Origin of the sequence: Pseudomonas sp. LAIL14HWK12:I7 (assembly GCF_000483465.1) — a bacterium.
GTDB lineage: Bacteria > Pseudomonadota > Gammaproteobacteria > Pseudomonadales > Pseudomonadaceae > Aquipseudomonas > Aquipseudomonas kermanshahensis.
Window position 1 is genome coordinate 718,152 of the sequence record NZ_AXYZ01000001.1, and the last position, 21,744, is coordinate 739,895.

Sequence of the window (21,744 nt, forward strand, 5' to 3'; positions counted from 1 at the left end):
TAGGTATGCGCATACGCGCACTGGTCGCCATCGTTGGGCTGCTGCTGACAACGGTGACCGTTGACGCTCTGGCCGTCACTCAAGTCAAGAGCATGCGCCTGTGGCGCGCGCCGGACAACACGCGGCTGGTCTTCGACCTGTCTGGCCCCGTGCAGCACAGCGTCTTCACCCTCAGCGCGCCAGACCGCCTGGTCATCGACATCAATGGTGCGACCCTGGCCGCGCCGTTGAACGTAGCGACGTCCAACACGCCGATCAGCAGCGTGCGTTCGGCCCAGCGCACGCCTACCGACCTGCGCGTGGTGGTCGACCTGAAAAAGTCGGTCACGCCCAAGAGCTTCACCTTGGCGCCCAATGCCCAGTACGGCAACCGCCTGGTGGTCGACCTGTACGACCAGGAAGCCGACGCCGTCGCTGCCAGTACACCGCCCCCGCCGCCGACGCCCGTGCAAACGCCGGTGACCACGCCTGCGGTGCCGGTGAGCCCGGCCCAGCCGGCCATCAAGCTGCCACCGGTGCCCAGCGGCAAACGTGACATCGTGGTCGCCATCGACGCCGGCCACGGCGGCGAAGACCCGGGCGCTTCCGGCTCGCGCGGCCAGCATGAAAAAGACATCGTCCTGCAGATCGCTCAGGAGCTGCAGCGCCAGATCAACAGCGAGAAAGGCTTCCGCGCCGAGCTGACCCGCACCGGTGACTACTTCATCCCGCTGCGCAAACGCACCGAAATCGCCCGTAAGAAGGGTGCCGACCTGTTCGTCTCGATCCACGCCGATGCCGCGCCGTCCAAGGCCGCCTTCGGTGCCTCGGTCTTTGCATTGTCCGACCGTGGCGCCACGTCCGAGACCGCACGCTGGCTGGCCGACACGGAAAACCGCTCCGACCTGATCGGCGGTGCGGGCAACGTCAGCCTCGACGACAAGGACCGCATGCTCGCGGGCGTGTTGCTCGACCTGTCGATGACCGCCACGCTCAGCTCCAGCCTCAATGTGGGCCAAAAGGTGCTGGGCAACATGGGCCGCATCACCTCGCTGCACAAGCAGCGTGTTGAGCAGGCAGGCTTCATGGTGCTCAAGTCGCCGGATATCCCGTCGATCCTCGTTGAAACCGGGTTTATCTCCAACGCCAACGAAGCCGCGAAGCTGGCTACCCGTAGCCATCAGCAGGCCCTGGCCCGCTCGATCCATACCGGCGTGCGCCAGTTCTTCCAGCAAAATCCACCGCCGGGCACTTACATTGCCTGGCTGCGCGACACCGGCAAGATCGCGGCCGGCCCACGTGAACACACCGTGCGCCCAGGTGAGACCCTGGCCATGCTCGCGGTGCGCTATCAGGTCAGCGTGGCCAGCCTGCGCAGCACTAACAGCCTCAAGACCGATGAGCTGAAAGTCGGCCAGCGTCTGGACGTGCCGGCCACTACCCTGGCTTCGCAGCAATGAGTGGTGGTTCACGCATCCAGCTGCTCAGCCCGCGGCTGGCTAACCAGATTGCCGCGGGGGAGGTGGTCGAGCGCCCGGCCTCCGTGGCCAAGGAGTTGCTGGAAAACAGCCTCGACTCCGGTGCCCGGCGCATCGATGTCGAAGTCGAGCAGGGTGGCGTCAAGCTGCTGCGGGTACGCGACGATGGCGGCGGGATTTCTGCCGATGACCTGCCACTGGCGCTGGCCCGTCACGCCACCAGCAAGATCCGTGAACTGGAAGACCTCGAAGGCGTGCTGAGCCTGGGTTTCCGCGGCGAGGCCCTGGCCTCGATCAGCTCGGTGGCGCGCCTGACCCTGACGTCGCGCACGGCCAATGCCAGCGAAGCCTGGCAGGTCGAGACCGAAGGCCGCGACATGACCCCGCGCGTGCAACCGGCTGCGCACCCGGTGGGTACCTCGGTCGAAGTGCGTGACCTGTTCTTCAATACCCCGGCCCGGCGCAAGTTCCTCAAGGCCGAGAAAACCGAATTCGATCACCTGCAGGAAGTCATCCGTCGCCTGGCCCTGGCTCGCTTCGATGTCGGCTTCCACCTGCGCCATAACGGCAAGAGCATCCTCAGCCTGCATGAGGCCCACGATGAAACCGCACGTGCGCGGCGCGTCGGCGCCATCTGCGGGCCGGGCTTCATGGAGCAGGCGCTGCCCATCGATGTCGAGCGCAACGGCCTGCGTTTGTGGGGCTGGGTGGGGCTGCCGACCTTCTCGCGGAGCCAGGCCGACCTGCAGTACTTCTTCGTCAACGGCCGGGCAGTGCGCGACAAGCTGGTCGCTCACGCTGTGCGCCAGGCGTACCGGGACGTGCTGTTCAATGGCCGGCACCCGACCTTTGTGCTGTTCCTCGAACTCGAGCCCAACGGCGTGGACGTCAACGTGCACCCGACCAAGCACGAAGTGCGCTTCCGTGAGGGGCGTTCGGTGCATGACTTCCTTTATGGCACCTTGCACCGCGCCCTGGCCGACGTGCGCCCCGAGGACCAGCTGGCTGCGCCCGCTGCGGCTGCCGACATCGTCCGCCCCAGTGGCCAGCAGGCCGGTGAGTTTGGCCCTCAAGGCGAGATGCGCCTGGCCTCGCCGGTGCTTGAGCAGCCTCGTGCGCCGCAGTTTTCGATTTCCAATGGTGGCAGTGGCTCGGGCTATCAGTCCCAGTACAGCCCGCGTCCGTCGCAGCCACTGCCGGCCGCCGAGTCGCAGGCGGTGTATCGCGAGTTCTACAAGCCGCTGAGCGATGGCGCGGCTGCACCTTCGTCGCTGCCGGAAAGCCAGGGCGACATTCCACCGCTGGGTTATGCCTTGGCTCAGCTCAAGGGCATCTACATCTTGGCCGAGAATGCTGTCGGCCTGGTGTTGGTGGACATGCACGCCGCGCATGAGCGGATCATGTACGAGCGGCTCAAGGTGGCCATGGCCAGCGAAGGCCTGAGCGGTCAGCCGCTGCTGGTGCCTGAGTCGTTGGCCTTGAGCCAGCGCGAAGCCGACTGCGCCGAAGAGCACGCCCAATGGTTTCAGCGCCTGGGCTTCGAGTTGCAGCGGCTGGGCCCCGAGACCCTGGCGATCCGGCAGATCCCGGCGTTGCTCAAGCAAGCCGAGGCCAACCGCCTGGTGCAGGATGTGCTCGCCGACCTGATGGAATACGGCACCAGCGACCGCATACAGGCGCACCTCAACGAACTGCTCGGCACCATGGCCTGCCACGGCGCTGTGCGCGCCAACCGGCGCCTGGCCATCCCCGAAATGAACGCACTGCTGCGCGACATGGAAAACACCGAGCGCAGCGGCCAGTGCAACCACGGCCGACCGACCTGGACCCAAATGGGCCTGGACGACCTGGACAAACTTTTCCTGCGCGGTCGATGACATGAGCGGCAAGCCCCCAGCAATATTTCTCATGGGCCCGACGGCGGCCGGCAAGACTGACCTTGCCATCGAGCTGACCAAGGTCCTGCCCTGCGAGTTGATCAGTGTCGACTCGGCGCTGGTCTACCGTGGCATGGACATCGGTACCGCCAAGCCTTCCAAGGAACTGCTGGCAGCGCACCCGCACCGGCTGATCGACATTCTCGACCCGGCCGAAAGCTACTCTGCCGCGCACTTTTGCACCGATGCCTTGCAAGCCATGGCGGAAATCACCGCACGGGGCAAGATACCGCTGCTGGTGGGTGGCACCATGCTGTATTACAAGGCCTTGATCGATGGCTTGGCTGACATGCCGCCGGCCGACGCCAGCGTGCGTGCCGAACTCGAAGCGCAGGCCCGGGAGCTAGGCCTGGTCGAGCTGCACCGCCAGTTGGCCGAAGTGGACCCTGAGTCGGCGGCGCGCATCCATCCGAATGACCCCCAGCGGCTGATCCGTGCGCTTGAGGTTTACCGAGTGAGCGGCGAGAGCATGACGGCCCATCGCCAGCGTCAATTCGCGGAAAGTCGCGGCGCAGACGCAGGCGCTGGCGGACATTTGCCCTATACTGTCGCGAGTTTGGCCACCGCTCCTACAGATCGTCACATTTTGCATCAGCGAATTGCGTTACGATTTTCGCAGATGTTGGAACAGGGCTTCATCGACGAGGTCCGATCGCTGCGAGCCAGAAGTGACTTGCACGCCGGGTTGCCGTCTATACGGGCAGTGGGGTACAGGCAAGTCTGGGACTACCTCGACGGCAGGCTTAGTGAGAATGAGATGCGAGAACGCGGTATCATTGCCACTCGCCAGCTGGCCAAGCGGCAGTTCACCTGGTTGCGCGGTTGGTCTGACGTGCACTGGCTTGACAGCCTCGCCTGCGACAATCTGTCCCGCACCTTGAAATACCTGGGAAGCGTCTCCATATTGAGCTGAGTCCCTGCTAATTGCCGTCTATTCTTGCGAAGGGGCGGCCTAATTTATCGATTTTCTTGATTTTCTATTATTTATCCTTACAGGAGTGCGGCATATGTCAAAAGGGCATTCGCTACAAGACCCTTACTTGAACACTTTGAGAAAAGAAAAGGTTCCGGTTTCCATCTACCTGGTCAACGGGATCAAGCTGCAGGGCTCGATCGAATCTTTCGACCAGTTCGTTGTGCTGCTGAAGAACACTGTCAGCCAGATGGTCTACAAGCACGCTATTTCGACCGTGGTTCCTGCGCGTCCGGTTCGCCTGCCAAGCCCGTCCGATTCCGAACACGGTGACAGCGAGCCAGGCAACGCCTGATAGGAGCCTGCATTGTTCTTTGAGCGCCACGGTGGTGGTGAACGGGCGTTGCTCGTTCACTTGGAAGGTCAGAACCCTGAGGCGCGCGAAGACCCGCAGGAGTTTCAGGAGTTGGCATTGTCGGCCGGGGCGGACATCGTCTCGCTGGTGACCATTACACGGCATCAGCCTACGGCCAAATACCTGATTGGCAGCGGCAAGGTCGAAGAACTACGCGACCAAGTCAAAGCCGATGAGGTCGATCTGGTGATTTTCAATCACACCCTCACGCCCAGCCAGGAGCGTAACCTCGAACGTGTCTTCGAGTGTCGCGTGCTTGATCGCACCGGGCTGATTCTCGATATCTTCGCCCAGCGGGCGCGTACCCATGAAGGCAAGCTGCAGGTCGAACTGGCCCAGCTCGAGCACATGAGCACGCGACTGGTACGCGGCTGGACTCACCTTGAGCGGCAAAAAGGCGGTATCGGCCTGCGTGGCCCGGGTGAAACCCAGCTTGAAACCGACCGCCGCCTGCTGCGGGTACGCCTGCGTCAGATCAAGGCACGCCTGGAGAAGGTGCGCAGCCAGCGCGAGCAGGCCCGTCGCGGCCGGCGCCGCGCCGATATCCCGTCGGTTTCGCTGGTGGGTTACACCAACGCCGGCAAGTCCACCCTGTTCAACGCCCTGACCCAATCCGAGGTCTACGCCGCCGACCAGCTCTTCGCCACCCTCGACCCGACCTTGCGCCGGCTCGAGTTGAACGACCTTGGGCCGATCGTGCTGGCCGACACCGTCGGCTTCATTCGTCACCTGCCGCACAAGCTGGTCGAGGCTTTTCGGGCTACGCTCGAAGAGTCGAGCAACTCTGACCTGCTGCTGCATGTGATCGACGCGCATGAGCCCGACCGCATGGAGCAGATTGAGCAGGTGTTGGCGGTATTGGGCGAGATCGGTGCCGAAGGCTTGCCGATCCTTGAGGTCTATAACAAACTCGACCTGCTCGAAGATGTCGAGCCGCAGATCCAGCGCGATGCCGATGGCAAGCCGGAGCGGGTCTGGGTATCGGCACGCGATGGGCGTGGCCTGGAGCTGGTTGGCCAGGCGATTGCCGAGTTGCTGGGGGATGATCTGTTTGTCGGTACCCTGTGCCTGGAGCAGCGTTTTGCCCGCTTGCGCGCGCAATTCTTTGCCCTGGGTGCCGTGCAGAGTGAAGAGCATGATGAAGAAGGGCGCAGCCTGCTGAGCGTGCGACTGCCCAAGGTCGAGTTGAATCGTCTGGTCAGCCGCGAAGGCATGGAGCCGCAAATGTTTGTCGAGCAACACACTTTGCAATAAATGCTCGACGAGGTCGCCGGGCAGCAGTGACAGGCATTCTGTAGCATTGGACGGCGCGCCGTGGGCGCGTCTTTGCTTTATCAGATGGAGAGCGCTATGGCTTGGAACGAGCCGGGTGGCAACTCGAACAATCAGGATCCCTGGGGCGGTCGCCGTGGTGGCGGCGGCGGTGGTGGCGATAAAAAAGGCCCGCCGGATCTGGACGAGGCCTTCCGCAAACTGCAGGACAGCCTGAACGGCATGTTCGGCAGCGGCAAGAAACGTGGCGGCGGTGACCGCAATGTCGGCAAGGGTGGCGGCTACGGCCTGCTGGGCATCGGCCTGGCGGTGTTGGCTGCCATCTGGCTGTACAGCGCCGTGTACGTGGTCGACGAGCAGGAGCAGGCCGTAGTGCTGCGCTTCGGCAAGTACTATGAGACGGTCGGTCCCGGCCTGAACATCTACTTCCCGCCCATCGATCGCAAGTACATGGAAAACGTCACGCGTGAGCGTGCCTACACCAAGCAGGGGCAGATGCTGACCGAAGACGAGAACATCGTCGAGGTCCCGCTGACCGTCCAGTACAAGATCACCAACCTGCAGGACTTCGTGCTCAACGTCGACCAGCCAGAGGTGAGCCTGCAGCATGCGACCGACAGTGCCCTGCGCCATGTGGTGGGTTCCACCTCCATGGACCAGGTGCTGACCGAAGGCCGTGAGCAGATGGCCGTGGATATCCGCGAACGCCTGCAGCGCTTCCTCGACAACTACCGTACCGGTATCACCGTCACCCAGGTCAACGTACAGAGCGCGGCAGCCCCGCGTGAAGTGCAGGAAGCCTTCGACGACGTGATCCGTGCGCGCGAAGATGAACAGCGTGCCCGCAACCAGGCCGAGTCCTACGCCAATGGCGTGGTGCCAGAAGCCCGTGGTCAGGCTCAGCGCATCATCGAGGACGCCAACGGTTACCGCGATGAAGTGATCGCTCGCGCCAAGGGTGAAGCCGACCGCTTCAGCAAGCTGGTGACCGAGTATCACAAGGCGCCGGACATCACCCGTCAGCGTCTGTACCTGGAAACCATGCAAGAGGTCTACAGCAACTCGAGCAAGGTCATGGTGGCCACCAAGGACGGGCAGAACAACCTGCTCTACCTGCCACTGGACAAGATGGTCGAAGGCAGCCGCAACACGTCCGCACCGGCCAGCGGTGTATCTGCGTCGGCCAACGACGCGGCCGCGCGTGCGGCGCAGGACCTGCAACAGCAACAACAGCCGCCGCGCACTAGGGAGAGCCGCTGATGAGCAATAGATCGCTGATCGCCCTGATCGCCGCTGTGGTGCTGGCCGTCGTGGCCTGGAACTGCTTCTACATCGTGTCGCAGACCGAACGTGCCGTACTGCTGCAATTCGGCCGTGTGGTCCAGGCTGATGTTCAGCCGGGCCTGCATGTGAAGGTTCCTTACGTGAACCAGGTGCGCAAGTTCGACGCCCGCCTGATGACCCTTGATGCGCCAACCCAGCGGTTCCTGACCCTGGAGAAGAAAGCGGTCATGGTCGACGCCTACGCCAAGTGGCGCGTCAAGGATGCCGAGCGCTTCTACACCGCCACTTCCGGCCTCAAGCAGATCGCCGATGAGCGTCTGTCGCGTCGTCTGGAAAGCGGCCTGCGTGACCAGTTCGGTAAGCGTACCCTGCACGAGGTGGTTTCCGGTGAACGTGACGCGCTGATGGCTGACATCACCGCTTCGCTGAACCGCATGGCTAACAAAGAGCTGGGTATCGAGGTCATCGATGTGCGCGTCAAGGCCATCGACCTGCCGAAGGAAGTCAACCGCAGCGTGTTCGATCGTATGAGCACCGAGCGTGAGCGTGAAGCCCGCGAGCATCGCGCCAAAGGTAACGAGTTGGCCGAAGGTATCCGTGCGGATGCCGATCGTCAGCGCCGTGTACTGCTGGCCGAAGCCTATCGTGAAGCTGAAGAAACCCGCGGTGACGGCGACGCCCAGGCGGCTGCCATCTACGCCAAGGCCTACAGCCAGGACGCTGATTTCTATGCGTTCAACCGTAGCCTGCAGGCGTACCGCGAGAGCTTCTCGAACAAGAGCGACGTGCTGGTCCTGGACCCGAAGAACGAGTTCTTCCGCTTCCTGGACAAGAGCAAGCCTTGATGCTCTAAGCCCGTTTTCATTGGGGCCACGCCCCGCCTGGCAGCTAAAACACCAGGCGGGGTGCATCCTGAATGAAAAGGGGTGTATGATGAGGCAGCCGGGAAATTTCCCGGCTTTTTTGCGTCTGCAAGGTTGATTGGCAAACCGCCAGTTGACGGTTTGGTCAGCGCGCAAGGCAATTCGAGGGTATTGGGTACGGTGGCTGCGCTGGGATCAGTGCTGCCCGCTGCTGTGCGCGATACCTGCTTTACTGACGGCTCGCCACAGGCAGGCCGCCCGGACCAGAGGGGAAATGGCGTAATGGCAACGGTAGACCGCTGGCTGCTGCCAGATGGCATCGAGGAAGTACTGCCACCTGAGGCTGCGCGCATCGAGATCGCGCGTCGCCAGGTGTTGGACCTGTTCCAGAGTTGGGGCTACGAACTGGTCGTCACCCCGCATATCGAGTACCTGGAGTCGCTGTTGACCGGCGCCGGCCAGGACCTGGATCAGCGCACCTTCAAGGTGGTCGACCCGCAGTCCGGTCGCCTGATGGGCTTCCGTGCCGACTTCACCCCGCAGGTGGCGCGTATCGACGCCCACACCTTGCGCCGTGAAGGCCCGAGCCGCCTGTGCTATGCCGGCAGCGTGCTGCATGCCCAGCCGCGTGCTCTGTCCACCTCGCGCAGCCCGATCCAGCTCGGTGCCGAGTTGTACGGCGATGCCAGCCCCACCAGCGATGTCGAAGTCATCAGCCTGATGCTCGCTACGCTGCAACTGACGGATGTCGCGGACGTGCACATGGACCTCGGCCATGTCGGCATCTACCGCGGCCTGGCGCGTGCCGCTGGCCTGTCGGGCGCGGTCGAGCAACAGCTGTTCGACGCCCTGCAGCGCAAGTCGGTCGACGAAGTACAGGCACTGACCGCCGACCTGCCGAAAGACCTGGGCAACATGCTGCGCGCCCTGGTCGAGCTGTGCGGTGGCCGTGAAGTGCTGGCCGAAGCCCGCGTGCGCCTGGGCCGTGCCCCGGCCAGCGTGCTGGCGGCGCTGGACGACCTGCTGGCGATCGCCGATCGCCTGGCGTCGCGCTACCCAGACCTGCCGTTGTACTTCGACCTCGGCGAGCTGCGTGGCTACCACTACCACACCGGCGTGGTGTTCGCCGTGTTCGTGCCGGGCGAAGGTCAATCGATCGCCCAGGGCGGCCGTTATGACGATATCGGCGCTGATTTCGGCCGGGCACGCCCGGCCACTGGATTCTCCACGGATTTGAAGACCCTGGTCACACTGGGGCGAGCGGAGGTCGTATTGCCAACTGGCGGCATCTGGATGCCCGACAGTGGTGACGCGGCCCTCTGGCAGCAGGTCTGCCAGTTGCGCAGCGAGGGCCAGCGTGTGGTTCAGGCTTTGCCTGGCCAGCCGTTGAGTGCTGCTCTCGAGGCGGATTGTGATCGGCAATTGATTCAGCAAGACGGGCGCTGGCAGGTACTGCCGCTGACCCATTGAGTTTCTGCGTCGGCAAAAGGCCGGCAACCAAGTTTGCGTGAATGAGGACCAATGTAATGGGTAAGAATGTCGTCGTCCTGGGCACCCAATGGGGTGATGAGGGCAAAGGCAAGATCGTCGATCTGCTGACCGAACATGCTGCCGCCGTAGTGCGCTACCAGGGTGGCCACAACGCGGGCCACACCCTGGTGATCAACGGTGAAAAAACCGTTCTGCACCTGATTCCGTCCGGCATCCTGCGTGAAGGCGTTCAGTGCCTGATCGGCAACGGCGTGGTCGTTGCTCCAGATGCCCTGATGCGTGAAATCACCAAGCTGGAAGAGAAGGGCGTACCGGTGCGTGAGCGCCTGCGCATCAGCCCGGCTGCTCCGCTGATCCTGTCGTACCACGTGGCCCTGGACCAGGCCCGCGAGAAAGCCCGTGGCGAAGCCAAGATCGGCACCACCGGCCGTGGTATCGGCCCAGCGTACGAAGACAAAGTCGCACGCCGCGGCCTGCGCGTTGGCGACCTGTTCCACCGTGAGCGTTTCGCTGCCAAGCTCGGTGAGCTGCTGGACTACCACAACTTCCAGCTGGTGAACTATTACAAAGAGCCGGCCATCGACTTCCAGCAGACCCTGGACGAGTGCATGGCCTACGCCGAGCAGCTCAAGCCGATGATGCTCGACGTCACCGCCGAGCTGCATAACCTGCGTCGCGCCGGCAAGGACATCATGTTCGAAGGTGCCCAGGGCTCGCTGCTGGACATCGACCACGGTACCTACCCGTACGTCACCAGCTCCAACACCACTGCCGGCGGTATCTCCACCGGTTCCGGCGTGGGCCCGATGTACCTGGACTACATCCTGGGTATCACCAAGGCCTACACCACGCGCGTAGGTTCCGGCCCGTTCCCGACCGAACTGTTCGATGAAACCGGCGCTACCCTGGCCAAGCGTGGCCACGAGTTCGGTTCGACCACCGGCCGTGCCCGTCGTTGCGGCTGGTTCGATGCCGTCATCCTGCGTCGCGCCATCGACGTCAACAGCATCTCGGGCATCTGCCTGACCAAGCTGGACGTACTGGACGGCCTGGAAACCATCAACATCTGCGTTGGCTACAAGAACGAGAACGGTGCTGTCATCGACGCCCCTTCCGACGCCGACAGCTACATCGGCCTGGAGCCGGTGTACGAAGAGATGCCAGGCTGGAGCGAGTCGACCCTGGGTGCCAAGACCCTGGAAGCGCTGCCAGAAGCTGCTCGCGCTTACATCAAGCGCATCGAGGAGCTGGTCGGCGCGCCGATCGACATCATCTCCACCGGCCCGGACCGCAACGAGACCATCGTGCTGCGTCATCCGTTCGCCTGATCCGCTTTTACGGCTGATCTGACGCCGCGGCCCTGAAAGGGGCCGCGGCGTTTTCATTTGTAGGCCTGCACCGGCCTCTTCGCGGGTAAACCCGCTCCCACCGGATCTCTACTGCCTTCAGGTTCAGTGCCGCCCTGTGGGAGCGGGTTTACCCGCGAAGAGGCCGGCACAAGCAAACACTCTGCTAGACCTTGGCACATATCCCTGCTGTTCCCGGCATAACCCTTGCTGTAAGAAGTTTCTGTAGATGCCATCAAAATAGTGGCGCCAGAAAACACGAGGGTTACACCGTGTCTGCCATCCTCTCACTGTTACGAAGCCGCCTTTTGCGGCCTGTGTTTGTTGCCCTTGGTATCGCTCTTTTAGTGCAGGTGCTGGTTGCTGTTGCGCTGACCCGAAGCACGGTCACCGCCTTGGAGGCCGACCTGGGCGAGCGCTTGGGCAATGACAGCCGCAAGCTGGCCAGCGAGCTGGAGCAAGCTGGGCAGGACGTGCGTTCGGGGCTCGACAGCCTGTCCAGCAGCACCCGTCAGCGCCTGAGCGCAGGGTTGTCGACACGCCTGCAAAACGAGCAGCAGCAACTGCGCACCACGCTGGAAAAGAACCTCAAGGATTCTGCCAACGACATGGCCGAACTGCTGGCCTCGGTCGCCCCGCGGGCTATCTGGGACAACGATGTGCCGGTGCTCTCCGACTTCGCCCGCCGCGCCCAGCGCAACCCCAATGTGCTGTTCGTGGTCTACGACGACGCCCAGGGTCAGCACCTGACCCGCTACCTCAACCGGCAAAACCCGATCAACCAGGCGTTGATGGAAAAGGGGCAGGGCGAGCGGGCGCTGGACAAGGTGATCGATGCGGCTCGCCGCGACCCGGCGGTGTATTTCGTCGAAGCGTCGATCAACCCCAATGGTGCGGAGATCGGCAAGGTGTTGATGGGCGTTTCCACGGCTGGCGTCGATCAGGAGCTCGCGGCCCTTGACCAGCGCTTCGCCGCCTTGATCGCCAGTGGTGAGCAGCTGGTGGGTGACAGTCTCGGGGCCGCCGCCGCTGACAGCGGCAAGACCCTGCGCCAACGCCTGGAGACTGCCCAGGGCAGTGCCACCGCGATGCAGGCCAATACCGCGCAGACGGTGCGTGAAGCTGCTGCCGAGCTGCGCTGGCGTATTGGCCTGGGCCTGGTGTTGGTGGGCTTTGGCGTGTTGCTGGTAGTTGCGGTGGTGCTTGGTAGACGGGTGCTCAGCAAGCTGCGCCTGTTGATCACCGCCCTGAACGACCTGGCTGCCGGTGAGGGTGACCTGACCAAACGCGTGACCCTCGACAGTCGCGACGAGATTGGTGACATGGCCTCGGCGGTTAACCGTTTCGTCGACAAGTTGCAGCCCATCGTCCGCGAGGCCGGTGAGGTGGCGCAGCGTACGGGTGTCGAGATTGGCGCCATGGCCCAGCGCAATGCCGGTGCCGACGCCGCTGCTGCGCTGCAGCGCGATGAAGTGGCCGCCAGCCTGCGTGACCTGTCGAGCATGGCCGACGAAGCCCAAGCCGAGAGCCATGCCATGCAGTCCGCCTTGCAGCAGGTGGTGGATATTCGCCAGGCCACTGATGAGAACAGCCGGACTTCGACCCAGCTCGCCGGCCTGATCGAAAGCTTGGCAGGGCAGGTGGAGACCGGCTCGCATGTAATCGAACGGCTGGCCAAGCAGAGTGAGCAGATCGAGGTGGTGCTGACAGTGATCCACGGCATTGCCGAACAGACCAACCTGTTGGCATTGAATGCGGCCATCGAGGCGGCGCGTGCTGGCGAGACGGGGCGCGGCTTTGCCGTGGTGGCTGATGAAGTGCGCGCGTTGGCGAGCAAGACGCAAAGCTCGACCGGGGATATCCAGGCGCATATTGCTGCGCTGCAGAAAGGCGCCAAAGAAGCTGTGGCCACCATCAGCCAGGCAGGGCTCAAGGCCAGCGAAGGGTTGTTGGTGTTGCGCGAGAACGAGCGCCGTCAGCAGTCGGTGCAGGCGGCGGTCGAGCAAGTGCATGCGGCGATCGGGCTGGCTACCCGCGCGGCCGAGCAGCAAGCGCACGGTGCGCAAGCGGTGCGCGGCCGGGTGGAGACCATTCACGCCCAGGCCGAACGCTCGGCTGAAGTGGTGATGCAGACCACGGCCAGCAGCAAGGTACTGGATGACCTGGCAGCGCAGCTGCGGGCCAGCCTGGGGCAGTTCAGGGCGTAACGCCCCCCTTTGAGGGGGCGCTCCTACAAAACTTACGCCTTGTTGAGGTACATCCGTGTGGTCAGCAGGTACACCGGCAACCCCGATACCACGATCAGCAGTGCCGCGTACGGCGCTGCCGCCGCGAACTCGACGTTGGCGGTATGCGCCCAGACCTCAGTGGCCAGGGTGGTCATGCCGGTCGGGCTCAGCAGCAGTGTGGCGGTCAGCTCTTTCATGGCATCGAGGAACACCAGGGCGAAGGCTGCGGCCAGGGCCGGGAAGATGATCGGCAAGGTCACCCGGCAGAACGCTGTGAAGCTGCTCGCGCCCAGGGTGCGGGCAGCCTCTTCGAGCGTCGGCGAAGCCTTGTTCAAGGCGGTGCGTACCGGCGCCTGGGCCAGCGGCAGGAACAGCAGTGCGTAGGCCAGCAGCAACAGCGCAGTGGTCTGGTACATCGCAGGCACGTAGTGCAGCGCGAAGAACACCAGCGTCAGCGCGATCACCAGGCCCGGCAGGGCATGCAGCAGGTACGGCAGGCGTTCAGCCCAGATCGCCAGGCGGCCCTTGTAGCGCACCACCAGGAAGCTGATCGGCAATGCCAGCAACACACAGAACCCTGCGCCGCCAAGCGACACCGACAACGAGGTGAGCAGCGCCTTGGAGATTTCGGCGACCGGGAACGCCGCCGACGAGCCAACACTCAGCCAGTAACCGAGCATGGCCAGCGGAATGCCGCTGCCCAGTACCGCCAGGCCCACGCAGAACAGCTGCGCCAAGGGCGCCCAGCCGCGCAAGCGCACAGGCTGTGCCCGGCGTGCCACGCCTTGGCCGATGCGTACGTGGCGGGCCTTGCCACGCACGCGCAGTTCCAGCCACAACATGATCATGCACAGTGCCAGCAGCACAGCCGAGAGCATGGCCGCATTGGCGTTGCTGAATTCCAGCTCGAACTGCTGGTAGATCGCCGTGGTGAAGGTTTGCAGGCCGAGGATCGACAGTGCGCCAAATTCCACCAGCATGTGCAGGGCAATCAGCAGCGCGCCGCCCAGCATCGAGGGCCACAGCAACGGCAGGGTCACCTTGATGAACACGCCCCAACGGCTGCATCCCAGCGTACGCGCCGACTCTTCAAGCGAGGTGTCGACGTTGCGCAGGGTGGCTGCCACCGGCAGGAATACCAGCGGATACTTGGACAAGGCCATGACCAGAATGGCCCCGCCGAGGCCTTCGAAGTCCGAGCTCAGCGACACCCAGGTGAAGCTGCTGACGAATGACGGCACCGCAAACGGCAGGCACAGCACCACGCCCCACAGGCGACGCCCCGCCAGGTTGCTGCGTTCGAGCAGCCAGGCCAGGGCCAGGCCGACCACCATGCACACCAGCGTCACCCCGAACATCAGCATCAGGGTGTTGCGCATCAGGCCCCAGACGAATGGGCGCCACAGCAGGTGCAGGGCTTCTCGCCAGCCTGCTTCCCAGGCTTTGAGGGCGACATACGCCAGTGGCAGCAAACTCATCGCCACCAGGAACAGCACAGGCAGCACCACCCAGATCGAGGGGCGCTTGCGGCGCGGCACGAAACGTACCGGCGCCGGCTCGGACAGGGCGGCAGTCATCAGAGCAGGCCGACCTCACGTTCAAGTTCCAGGGCTTCTTCGGCATTGCCAAGGTCGGCCGGGGAGATCTTCGGTGGGCGCAGGTCTTCAAAAGGCTTCAGGCCACGGTCAGAAACCATGCCCTTGTGCAGTGGATACTCGGCGGTGGTCTGAGTGATCACACGCTGGCCTTCTTCGCTGGCCATCCAGTTGAGCAGGGCCTGAGCTTCTTTCGGGTGCTTGCTGGCCTTGACCGCAGCGGCGCCGGAGATGGTCACCAGGCCACCGGCATCGCCGTCGGCCAGGTAATACAGCTTGGAGTCCAGCTTGCCGCGCTCACGCTCCAGGGCGTACCAGTAGTAGTTGTTCACCAGCACGGCGGCGACTTCGCCTTTTTCCACAGCCTTCAGGGCGACCATGTTGTTGGTGTAGGTCTTGCCGAAAGCCTTCAGGCCGGTCAGCCACTCTTCGGCCTCATCACGCCCGTGCATCTTGAGGATGGCTACAGCCTGTTCCTGGAAGGCACCGCTGGTCGGCACGAAACCGACACGGCCATCCCATTCAGGGTTGGCGAAGTCCATGACCGATTGCGGCAGGTCTTTCTCATCGATCTTTTTCGGGTTGAACACCACCACCCGGGTGCGCGCGGTGACGCCCATCCACGTGCCGTTGGCGGCTACGTATTCCTTGGGCAGCATGTTCAAAGTGGCGTCGTCGATTTTCGCCAGCAAGCCCAGCTCACCCAGGTTGTTCAGGGGTGGCGACTCTTCGGTATAGATGATGTCGGCCGGCGAGCGCTCGCCTTCTTCGATGATCTGGCTGGCCAGCTGGTTGCTGCTGCCCTTGCGGATATTGATGTGAATGCCGGTCTTGGCCTCGTAGGCCTTGGCGATGGCCTCGCCGATTTCCTTATGCTGGCCGTTGTACATGGTCAGTGTGACCGGGGCGTCTGCCATGGCGGCCGGGGCGCCGATCACCAGGCTCAATACAGCGGCGGCCAGGGTGCGCATCAGCGGTTGCGGACGGATCGTCATGCGGGTACTTCCTCGCTTACGGCTACATATTTGGAAACAATGGTAAACGAAATCGTTTCTCAAGTGGCCGTGTGACAAGAAATTCATGGGCAGACGATCGTCGAGCAGCTGAATTTTTGGCCGGAGGGGAGGGCGTAGCGGGTGGAACAAAAAACGCAGGCAAGAAAAAACCCACTAGCAAGCTAGTGGGTTTTTATATGGTGCCCAGGAGAAGACTCGAACTTCCACGACCGTTAAGTCACTGATACCTGAAACCAGCGCGTCTACCAATTCCGCCACCTGGGCAAAGCTTTACATCAGCTGGTGAAGGCGACTATCGTTCGCTTTCACACAGTAGTAATAGATCCTTGGTCATCTATTACTTGATAATACTTGGTGCCCAGGAGAAGACTCGAACTTCCACGACCGTTAAGTCACTGATACCTGAAACCAGCGCGTCTACCAATTCCGCCACCTGGGCACACATTTCGTCGAGGTCACATGATGCTTTACATCGCGTTTCATCTCAACTACAACGTCGTCTGTCCGTCGTTGTGGTGCGCACTATACGGACGGTCCTGAGGGCTGTAAACCCCCTGATCAAAAAAAATTTCAAAATTTTCAACTTGTTGATTCTTCAGCCCTATTACACCTTCCTCGGCTCATCGCCGGGGGGCTGTCCAAGGCTGTCATTTCCGGTTTCAATACGCCTATGCCAGAATTCCTATCTATATACCCCAAGGTGAACCCCTTCTGATGGCCGATTGGCAATCCCTCGATCCCGAGGCCGCTCGCGAAGCGGAAAAATACGACAACCCTATCCCCAGCCGTGAGCTGATCCTCCAGCGTCTTGCCGATCGTGGCGAGCCGGCCGCCCGCGAGGAGCTGGCGGCAGAATTCGGTCTGTACGAGGAAGACCAGATTGAAGCCCTGCGCCGCCGCCTGCGTGCCATGGAGCGCGACGGCCAGCTTATCTATACCCGGCGTGGCACCTATGCCCCGGTAGATAAGCTAGACCTTATCTGTGGCCGCATTTCCGGCCACCGCGACGGTTTTGGCTTCCTCATCCCTGATGACAAGAGCGACGACCTGTTCCTCAGCCCTTCGCAGATGCGCCTGGTATTCGATGGCGACCGCGCCCTGGCGCGTGTGTCCGGCACCGACCGCCGTGGCCGCCGTGAAGGTGTATTGGTAGAAGTCATCTCCCGCGCGCACGAAAGCGTGGTCGGGCGTTACTTCGAAGAGGGCGGTATCGGCTACGTGACGCCGGACAACCCGAAGATCCAGCAAGAAGTGCTGGTGACCGCCGGTCGCAATGGCGGCGCCAAGATCGGCCAGTTCGTCGAGATCAAGATCACGCACTGGCCCACCCCGCGCTTCCAGCCGCAAGGCGATGTGATCGAAGTGATCGGCAACTACATGGCGCCGGGCATGGAAATCGACGTTGCCCTGCGCAGCTACGACATCCCGCACGTCTGGCCCGATGACGTGGTCAAGGAGGCGCGCAAGTTCCGCTCCGAAGTGGAAGAGAAGGACAAGGAAAAGCGCATCGACCTGCGCCACCTGCCTTTCGTCACCATCGACGGCGAAGATGCCCGCGACTTCGACGATGCGGTGTATTGCGAGCCGCTGGGCAAGCTGCGCCTGTTCTCCGGTGGCTGGCGCCTGTACGTGGCGATTGCCGACGTTTCCAGCTACGTGCGCCTGGGTTCTGCCCTGGACGTCGAAGCCCAGCAGCGTGGCAACTCGGTGTACTTCCCCGAGCGCGTGGTGCCGATGCTCCCCGAAGAGCTGTCCAACGGCCTGTGCTCGCTGAACCCGCACGTCGATCGCCTGGCCATGGTCTGCGAAATGACCATCAACAAAGCCGGCCAGATGGTCGACTACCAGTTCTACGAAGGCGTGATCCACTCCCATGCCCGCCTGACCTACAACAAGGTCAGCAGCATGCTCGAGCATGCCCGCACCCGTGAAGGGAAGGCGCTGCGCGAGGAGTACAAGGAAGTCCTGCCGGACCTGAAGAGCCTCTACGCGCTCTACAAGGTGCTGCTGGACGCGCGCCACACCCGCGGCGCGATCGACTTCGAGACCCAAGAAACCCGCATCATCTTTGGCGATCAACGCAAGATCGCCGAGATCCGCCCGACCGTGCGCAACGATGCCCACAAGCTGATCGAGGAATGCATGCTGGCGGCCAACGTGGCCACCGCCGAGTTCCTGCAAAAGCACGGCGTGCCGGCCCTGTACCGCGTGCACGATGGCCCGCCGCCGGAGCGCCTGGAAAAACTGCGCGCCTTCCTCGGTGAGCTGGGCTTGTCGCTGCACAAGGGCAAGGACCCGTCGCCGAAGGATTACCAGGCCCTGCTGGCGAGCATTTCCGAGCGCCCAGACTTCCACCTGATCCAGACCGTGATGCTGCGCTCGCTGAGCCAGGCGGTGTACAGCACCGACAACAACGGCCACTTCGGCCTGAATTACGAGGCTTACACCCACTTCACCTCGCCGATCCGTCGTTACCCGGACCTGCTGGTGCACCGCGCCATCCGTAGCATCATCCGCTCCAAGGTGGATACCCCGCACGTCAAGCGTGCTGGCGCCATGAGCATTCCCAAGGCGCGTATCTACCCGTACGACGAGAACACCCTCGAGCAACTCGGCGAGCAGTGCTCGATGACCGAACGCCGTGCCGACGAGGCGACGCGCGATGTGGTCAACTGGCTCAAGTGCGAGTTCATGAAGGACCGTGTGGGCGAGACCTTCCCGGGTGTGATTACCGCGGTGACCGGTTTCGGCTTGTTCGTCGAGCTGACGGACATCTACGTAGAAGGCCTGGTGCACGTCAGTGCGCTGCCGGGCGACTACTACCACTTCGACCCGGTTCATCATCGCCTGTCCGGCGAGCGTACCGGGCGCAGCTTCCGCTTGGGCGACACGATCGAAGTCAAGGTCATGCGCGTTGACCTGGACGAGCGCAAGATCGACTTCGAAGTCTCCGAGAAGACCCTCAGCGGGCCGATCGGTCGCAAGCAGCGTGGCACCGCAGCGTCCGCAGACGGCAAGCCCGAGCAGCCGCAGCCGGTCACCGAGGCGAAAGCCACGCCCAAGCCGCGCAGCCGCAAAAGCGAGGCGTCCGAGGCCTACTTCCCTAAAGATGCCGTGCAGCGCAACGCTGAAGTGCGCAAGAGCCGCGAGATGAAGAAGGCGTTGATGACCGACGCTCGCAGCAGTGCCGGCAGCAAGTCGGAGAAGGGTGGCAAGCCATCCGGCAAACCGACCAAGCATCGCAAAGGCCCGCCGAAGTCCGGTGCGCCCCGCAAGAGCAAGAGCAAGTCATGAGTCAGCTGGAAAAGATCTACGGCGTACACGCCGTGCAGGCGTTGTTGCAGCACCACCCCAAGCGGGTCAAGCAGGTCTGGCTGTCGGAAGGGCGCAGTGAGCCGCGCCTGCAGAAGCTGCTGGAGCTGGCCGCAGAAAACCGCGTAGCGGTCGGCCAGGCCGAGCGCCGCGAGCTGGATGCCTGGGTCGAAGGTGTGCACCAGGGTGTGGTCGCCGAGGTCAGCCCGAGCCAGGTGTGGGGTGAGTTGATGCTTGAGGAGTTGCTCGAGCGCACCGAAACGCCACCGCTGATTCTGGTCCTGGACGGCGTCACCGACCCGCACAACCTCGGCGCCTGCCTGCGCACCGCCGATGCCGCCGGTGCCACGGCGGTGGTGGTGCCCAAGGACAAGTCAGCGACCCTGACGCCGGTGGTGCGCAAGGTGGCCTGCGGCGCTGCGGAAGTGATTCCGTTGGTGGCCGTGACCAACCTGGCGCGCACGCTTGAAAAGCTTCAGCAGCGTGGCCTTTGGGTGGTCGGCACGGCCGGTGAGGCCGAGCAGGAAATCTACCAACAGGACCTGACCGGGCCGCTGGTGATGATCATGGGGGCAGAAGGCAAAGGCATGCGCCGCCTGACCCGTGAGCATTGCGATTTCCTGGTCAAGTTGCCGATGGGCGGTAGCGTCAGCAGCCTGAACGTTTCGGTGGCGACCGGCGTTTGCTTGTTCGAGGCTGTGCGCCAGCGTCAAGCCAAGCGCTGACTCATACCTGTGCGGGCCTCTTCGCGGGGCAAGCCCGCTCCCACAGGGTTCGCTGAGATCCCTGTAGGAGCGGGTTTACCCGCGAAGCGGCCAGTGCAGGCTAAAGTGTTTCGGGCTGTTCAAATAATCGCCAATTACCTTGCTTGTCCGCCCCGCCTTCTCTACAATTGCGCCCCTTGCCGAGCTGGCAGGCGCTCATGTGCCTCCCCTCCATGGCAAGACATACAGTGTCATTCACTCCTTGTCTGACCAGCGTTCTGGCAGACTACTAACCCGTAAGGAGCATTCATGCGTCATTACGAAATCATCTTTCTGGTTCACCCGGACCAGAGCGAGCAAGTCGGCGGCATGGTTGAGCGTTACACCAAGCTGATCGAAGAAGATGGTGGCAAAATCCACCGCCTGGAAGACTGGGGCCGTCGTCAACTGGCCTACGCAATCAACAATGTTCACAAGGCTCACTACGTGATGCTGAACGTTGAGTGCACCGGCAAGGCCCTGGCCGAGCTGGAAGACAACTTCCGCTACAACGATGCCGTGATCCGTAACCTGGTCATCCGTCGCGACGAAGCCGTAACCGGTCAGTCCGAGATGCTGAAGGCAGAAGAGAACCGCAGCGAGCGCCGTGAGCGTCGTGAGCGTCCTGAGCATGCTGACTCCGCCGAAGGCGATGACAGCAATGACAGCGACTCCAGCGATAACGCTGACGAGTAATCCACGGACCTTTTGAGGAGCCTATTACATGGCACGTTTCTTCCGTCGTCGTAAATTCTGCCGCTTCACTGCTGAAGACGTGAAAGAGATCGACTTCAAAGATCTCAACACCCTGAAAGCTTACGTATCCGAAACCGGCAAGATCGTTCCAAGCCGTATCACCGGTACCAAAGCTCGTTATCAGCGTCAGCTGGCTACCGCTATCAAGCGCGCCCGCTTCCTGGCCCTGCTGCCCTACACCGACAGCCACGGCCGCTGAGACCGGGTCGTCGACAAGCAGTAAGGGATAAGCATGCGAGCGTTAGCTGATTTCATCATGCGCGGTCGTGTGCAGGCCACCCTGGTGGTGGTCATCAGTGCAGTGTTACCGCTGTTGTTCTGGTTGAGTGCCGCTGCCGGAAGCCTCGTGCTTCTGCGGCGCGGGTTCAAGGATGCTTCAACGGTCATCGCGTTTGGGCTTTTGCCCGCGGTGGCCATCTGGGCCTTTGGCGACCCCAGTACCTTGCTGGTGCTGTTGGGGACGCTGGGGCTGGCCGCCTTGTTGCGTGCCGGGCATTCCTGGAGCCGGGTGTTGATGTTCAGTGTTGTGTTGGGGCTGGTTTACAGCCTCATCCTGGACACGGTACTGCGTGAAACCTTCGAGGTGTTGGCCAAGGCGCTTGTACAAGCCCTGCCACAAATCGAAGGCAAGCCGGTGATCCCCGGTGAGCTGATCGGCCCTGTGCTGGTCGCTTCAACGGCGGTGATGCTGCAGCTGTTCAGCGTGCTGGCTTTGATGCTGGCGCGTTATTGGCAGGCTGCGTTGTACAACCCTGGAGGCTTCGGTCGCGAGTTTCGCGCCTTGAAGTTGCCGCGGGTAGCCATGCTGGCTCTGGTGGCCATGATGGTGCTGGGTCCGTTCATCGGGCCGCAGTTCATCGTCCTGGCCTCTGCGTCCAGCCTGGTGCTCGTCCTGGCCGGCATCGCCTTGATGCATGGGCTGGTGGCACAGGGCCGATTGGCCGGTTTCTGGCTGGTGGGCATGTACGTGACGCTGCCGCTGATCATGCAGCTGATTTATCCGTTGCTCGTGGTTTTGGCCATTGTCGACAGCCTGATTGATTTTCGCGGTCGCAAGTCCCCTGAGGGGAATGACTCCGCGAACGGTGAAGGTTAAAAGTTAAGAGGTTTTACCAA

17 protein-coding genes, 2 tRNA genes and 1 pseudogene are annotated in these 21,744 nt (G+C 62.7%); 16 read left to right on the forward strand and 4 right to left on the reverse strand.

Annotated features, from left to right (window positions below; all coding sequences use genetic code 11):
- Positions 1-5 precede the first annotated feature (5 nt).
- The 11 genes and pseudogenes from D886_RS0103215 (at position 6) to D886_RS28720 (ending at position 13,185) form a co-directional block, all read left to right on the forward strand.
- On the forward strand, positions 6-1,439 hold the full coding sequence (locus tag D886_RS0103215) for an N-acetylmuramoyl-L-alanine amidase (RefSeq protein WP_027592528.1): 1,434 nt from the start codon (positions 6-8) through the stop codon (positions 1,437-1,439).
- Positions 1,436-3,334: a DNA mismatch repair endonuclease MutL gene (mutL, locus tag D886_RS0103220; protein WP_027592529.1), complete on the forward strand. Its 1,899-nt coding sequence runs from the start codon at positions 1,436-1,438 to the stop codon at positions 3,332-3,334. Before D886_RS0103215 ends, mutL begins: the two co-directional genes overlap by 4 nt.
- Position 3,335: 1 nt before the next feature.
- Complete coding sequence (miaA, locus tag D886_RS0103225; protein ID WP_027592530.1) at positions 3,336-4,307, forward strand: tRNA (adenosine(37)-N6)-dimethylallyltransferase MiaA; 972 nt, start codon at positions 3,336-3,338, stop codon at positions 4,305-4,307.
- A 94-nt stretch (positions 4,308-4,401) separates the two neighbouring features.
- Positions 4,402-4,662 (forward strand): RNA chaperone Hfq, encoded by a 261-nt coding sequence (gene hfq, locus D886_RS0103230; RefSeq protein ID WP_003258160.1) that lies wholly within the window; start codon positions 4,402-4,404, stop codon positions 4,660-4,662.
- A gap of 12 nt (positions 4,663-4,674) precedes the next feature.
- Positions 4,675-5,976 carry a ribosome rescue GTPase HflX gene (gene hflX, locus D886_RS0103235; protein WP_027592531.1) on the forward strand — a complete coding sequence of 434 codons (1,302 nt, stop codon included), beginning with the start codon at positions 4,675-4,677 and terminating at the stop codon, positions 5,974-5,976.
- Between the two features lie 96 nt (positions 5,977-6,072).
- Positions 6,073-7,254 carry an FtsH protease activity modulator HflK gene (hflK, locus tag D886_RS0103240; protein ID WP_027592532.1) on the forward strand — a complete coding sequence of 394 codons (1,182 nt, stop codon included), beginning with the start codon at positions 6,073-6,075 and terminating at the stop codon, positions 7,252-7,254.
- Entirely contained in the window at positions 7,254-8,123 is an 870-nt protein-coding gene (gene hflC / locus D886_RS0103245; protein ID WP_027592533.1) for a protease modulator HflC, read from the forward strand. Before hflK ends, hflC begins: the two co-directional genes overlap by 1 nt.
- A 300-nt stretch (positions 8,124-8,423) precedes the next feature.
- Entirely contained in the window at positions 8,424-9,611 is a 1,188-nt protein-coding gene (locus D886_RS0103250; RefSeq protein ID WP_027592534.1) for an ATP phosphoribosyltransferase regulatory subunit, read from the forward strand.
- A gap of 56 nt (positions 9,612-9,667) precedes the next feature.
- The gene (locus D886_RS0103255) at positions 9,668-10,960 is read left to right on the forward strand and encodes an adenylosuccinate synthase (RefSeq protein WP_027592535.1); all 1,293 of its coding nucleotides are present in this window, start codon (positions 9,668-9,670) and stop codon (positions 10,958-10,960) included.
- 1,106 nt (positions 10,961-12,066) lie between these two features.
- A pseudogene (locus D886_RS28715) lies at positions 12,067-12,279 on the forward strand (methyl-accepting chemotaxis protein); the annotation flags it as partial.
- 201 nt (positions 12,280-12,480) lie between these two features.
- Positions 12,481-13,185 carry a methyl-accepting chemotaxis protein gene (locus tag D886_RS28720; RefSeq protein WP_371097102.1) on the forward strand — a complete coding sequence of 235 codons (705 nt, stop codon included), beginning with the start codon at positions 12,481-12,483 and terminating at the stop codon, positions 13,183-13,185.
- Between the two features lie 32 nt (positions 13,186-13,217).
- On the opposite strand, the gene D886_RS0103265 is transcribed toward D886_RS28720, so the two are convergent.
- The 4 genes from D886_RS0103265 to D886_RS0103280 all read right to left on the reverse strand — a co-directional run bounded on the left by D886_RS0103265 (position 13,218) and on the right by D886_RS0103280 (position 16,256).
- Positions 13,218-14,783: an iron ABC transporter permease gene (locus D886_RS0103265; RefSeq protein ID WP_027592537.1), complete on the reverse strand. Its 1,566-nt coding sequence runs from the start codon at positions 14,781-14,783 to the stop codon at positions 13,218-13,220.
- Positions 14,783-15,796, reverse strand: coding sequence for an extracellular solute-binding protein (locus D886_RS0103270; RefSeq protein ID WP_027592538.1), 1,014 nt, complete (start codon positions 15,794-15,796; stop codon positions 14,783-14,785). Before D886_RS0103270 ends, D886_RS0103265 begins: the two co-directional genes overlap by 1 nt.
- A gap of 198 nt (positions 15,797-15,994) precedes the next feature.
- Positions 15,995-16,081, reverse strand: a tRNA-Leu gene (locus tag D886_RS0103275).
- 88 nt (positions 16,082-16,169) lie between these two features.
- Positions 16,170-16,256 (reverse strand) — tRNA-Leu (locus tag D886_RS0103280).
- A 275-nt stretch (positions 16,257-16,531) separates the two neighbouring features.
- Between D886_RS0103280 and rnr the strand changes: the two genes are divergently transcribed.
- The 5 genes from rnr to D886_RS0103305 all read left to right on the forward strand — a co-directional run bounded on the left by rnr (position 16,532) and on the right by D886_RS0103305 (position 21,724).
- Positions 16,532-19,111 (forward strand): ribonuclease R, encoded by a 2,580-nt coding sequence (gene rnr / locus D886_RS0103285; RefSeq protein WP_027592539.1) that lies wholly within the window; start codon positions 16,532-16,534, stop codon positions 19,109-19,111.
- Positions 19,108-19,854, forward strand: coding sequence for a 23S rRNA (guanosine(2251)-2'-O)-methyltransferase RlmB (gene rlmB / locus D886_RS0103290; protein WP_027592540.1), 747 nt, complete (start codon positions 19,108-19,110; stop codon positions 19,852-19,854). The genes rnr and rlmB overlap by 4 nt, the downstream gene beginning before the upstream one ends.
- Before the next feature lie 288 nt (positions 19,855-20,142).
- Positions 20,143-20,568, forward strand: a complete 426-nt coding sequence (rpsF, locus tag D886_RS0103295) for a 30S ribosomal protein S6 (RefSeq protein ID WP_003249557.1) — start codon at positions 20,143-20,145, stop codon at positions 20,566-20,568.
- A gap of 28 nt (positions 20,569-20,596) precedes the next feature.
- On the forward strand, positions 20,597-20,827 hold the full coding sequence (gene rpsR, locus D886_RS0103300) for a 30S ribosomal protein S18 (RefSeq protein WP_003249563.1): 231 nt from the start codon (positions 20,597-20,599) through the stop codon (positions 20,825-20,827).
- 33 nt (positions 20,828-20,860) lie between these two features.
- Positions 20,861-21,724, forward strand: coding sequence for a hypothetical protein (locus D886_RS0103305; protein ID WP_027592541.1), 864 nt, complete (start codon positions 20,861-20,863; stop codon positions 21,722-21,724).
- The last annotated feature ends 20 nt before the right edge of the window (positions 21,725-21,744 follow it).

Bases quoted from the DNA above. Each gene is read 5' to 3' on its own strand.
- D886_RS0103215 (WP_027592528.1), top strand. From the start codon at position 6: ATGCGCATACGCGCACTGGTCGCCATCGTTGGGCTGCTGCTGACAACG.
- mutL (WP_027592529.1), top strand. From the start codon at position 1,436: ATGAGTGGTGGTTCACGCATCCAGCTGCTCAGCCCGCGGCTGGCTAAC.
- miaA (WP_027592530.1), top strand. From the start codon at position 3,336: ATGAGCGGCAAGCCCCCAGCAATATTTCTCATGGGCCCGACGGCGGCC.
- hfq (WP_003258160.1), top strand. From the start codon at position 4,402: ATGTCAAAAGGGCATTCGCTACAAGACCCTTACTTGAACACTTTGAGA.
- hflK (WP_027592532.1), top strand. From the start codon at position 6,073: ATGGCTTGGAACGAGCCGGGTGGCAACTCGAACAATCAGGATCCCTGG.
- hflC (WP_027592533.1), top strand. From the start codon at position 7,254: ATGAGCAATAGATCGCTGATCGCCCTGATCGCCGCTGTGGTGCTGGCC.
- D886_RS0103250 (WP_027592534.1), top strand. From the start codon at position 8,424: ATGGCAACGGTAGACCGCTGGCTGCTGCCAGATGGCATCGAGGAAGTA.
- D886_RS0103255 (WP_027592535.1), top strand. From the start codon at position 9,668: ATGGGTAAGAATGTCGTCGTCCTGGGCACCCAATGGGGTGATGAGGGC.
- D886_RS28720 (WP_371097102.1), top strand. From the start codon at position 12,481: ATGGCCGACGAAGCCCAAGCCGAGAGCCATGCCATGCAGTCCGCCTTG.
- D886_RS0103265 (WP_027592537.1), bottom strand. From the start codon at position 14,783: ATGACTGCCGCCCTGTCCGAGCCGGCGCCGGTACGTTTCGTGCCGCGC.
- D886_RS0103270 (WP_027592538.1), bottom strand. From the start codon at position 15,796: ATGACGATCCGTCCGCAACCGCTGATGCGCACCCTGGCCGCCGCTGTA.
- rnr (WP_027592539.1), top strand. From the start codon at position 16,532: ATGGCCGATTGGCAATCCCTCGATCCCGAGGCCGCTCGCGAAGCGGAA.
- rlmB (WP_027592540.1), top strand. From the start codon at position 19,108: ATGAGTCAGCTGGAAAAGATCTACGGCGTACACGCCGTGCAGGCGTTG.
- rpsF (WP_003249557.1), top strand. From the start codon at position 20,143: ATGCGTCATTACGAAATCATCTTTCTGGTTCACCCGGACCAGAGCGAG.
- rpsR (WP_003249563.1), top strand. From the start codon at position 20,597: ATGGCACGTTTCTTCCGTCGTCGTAAATTCTGCCGCTTCACTGCTGAA.
- D886_RS0103305 (WP_027592541.1), top strand. From the start codon at position 20,861: ATGCGAGCGTTAGCTGATTTCATCATGCGCGGTCGTGTGCAGGCCACC.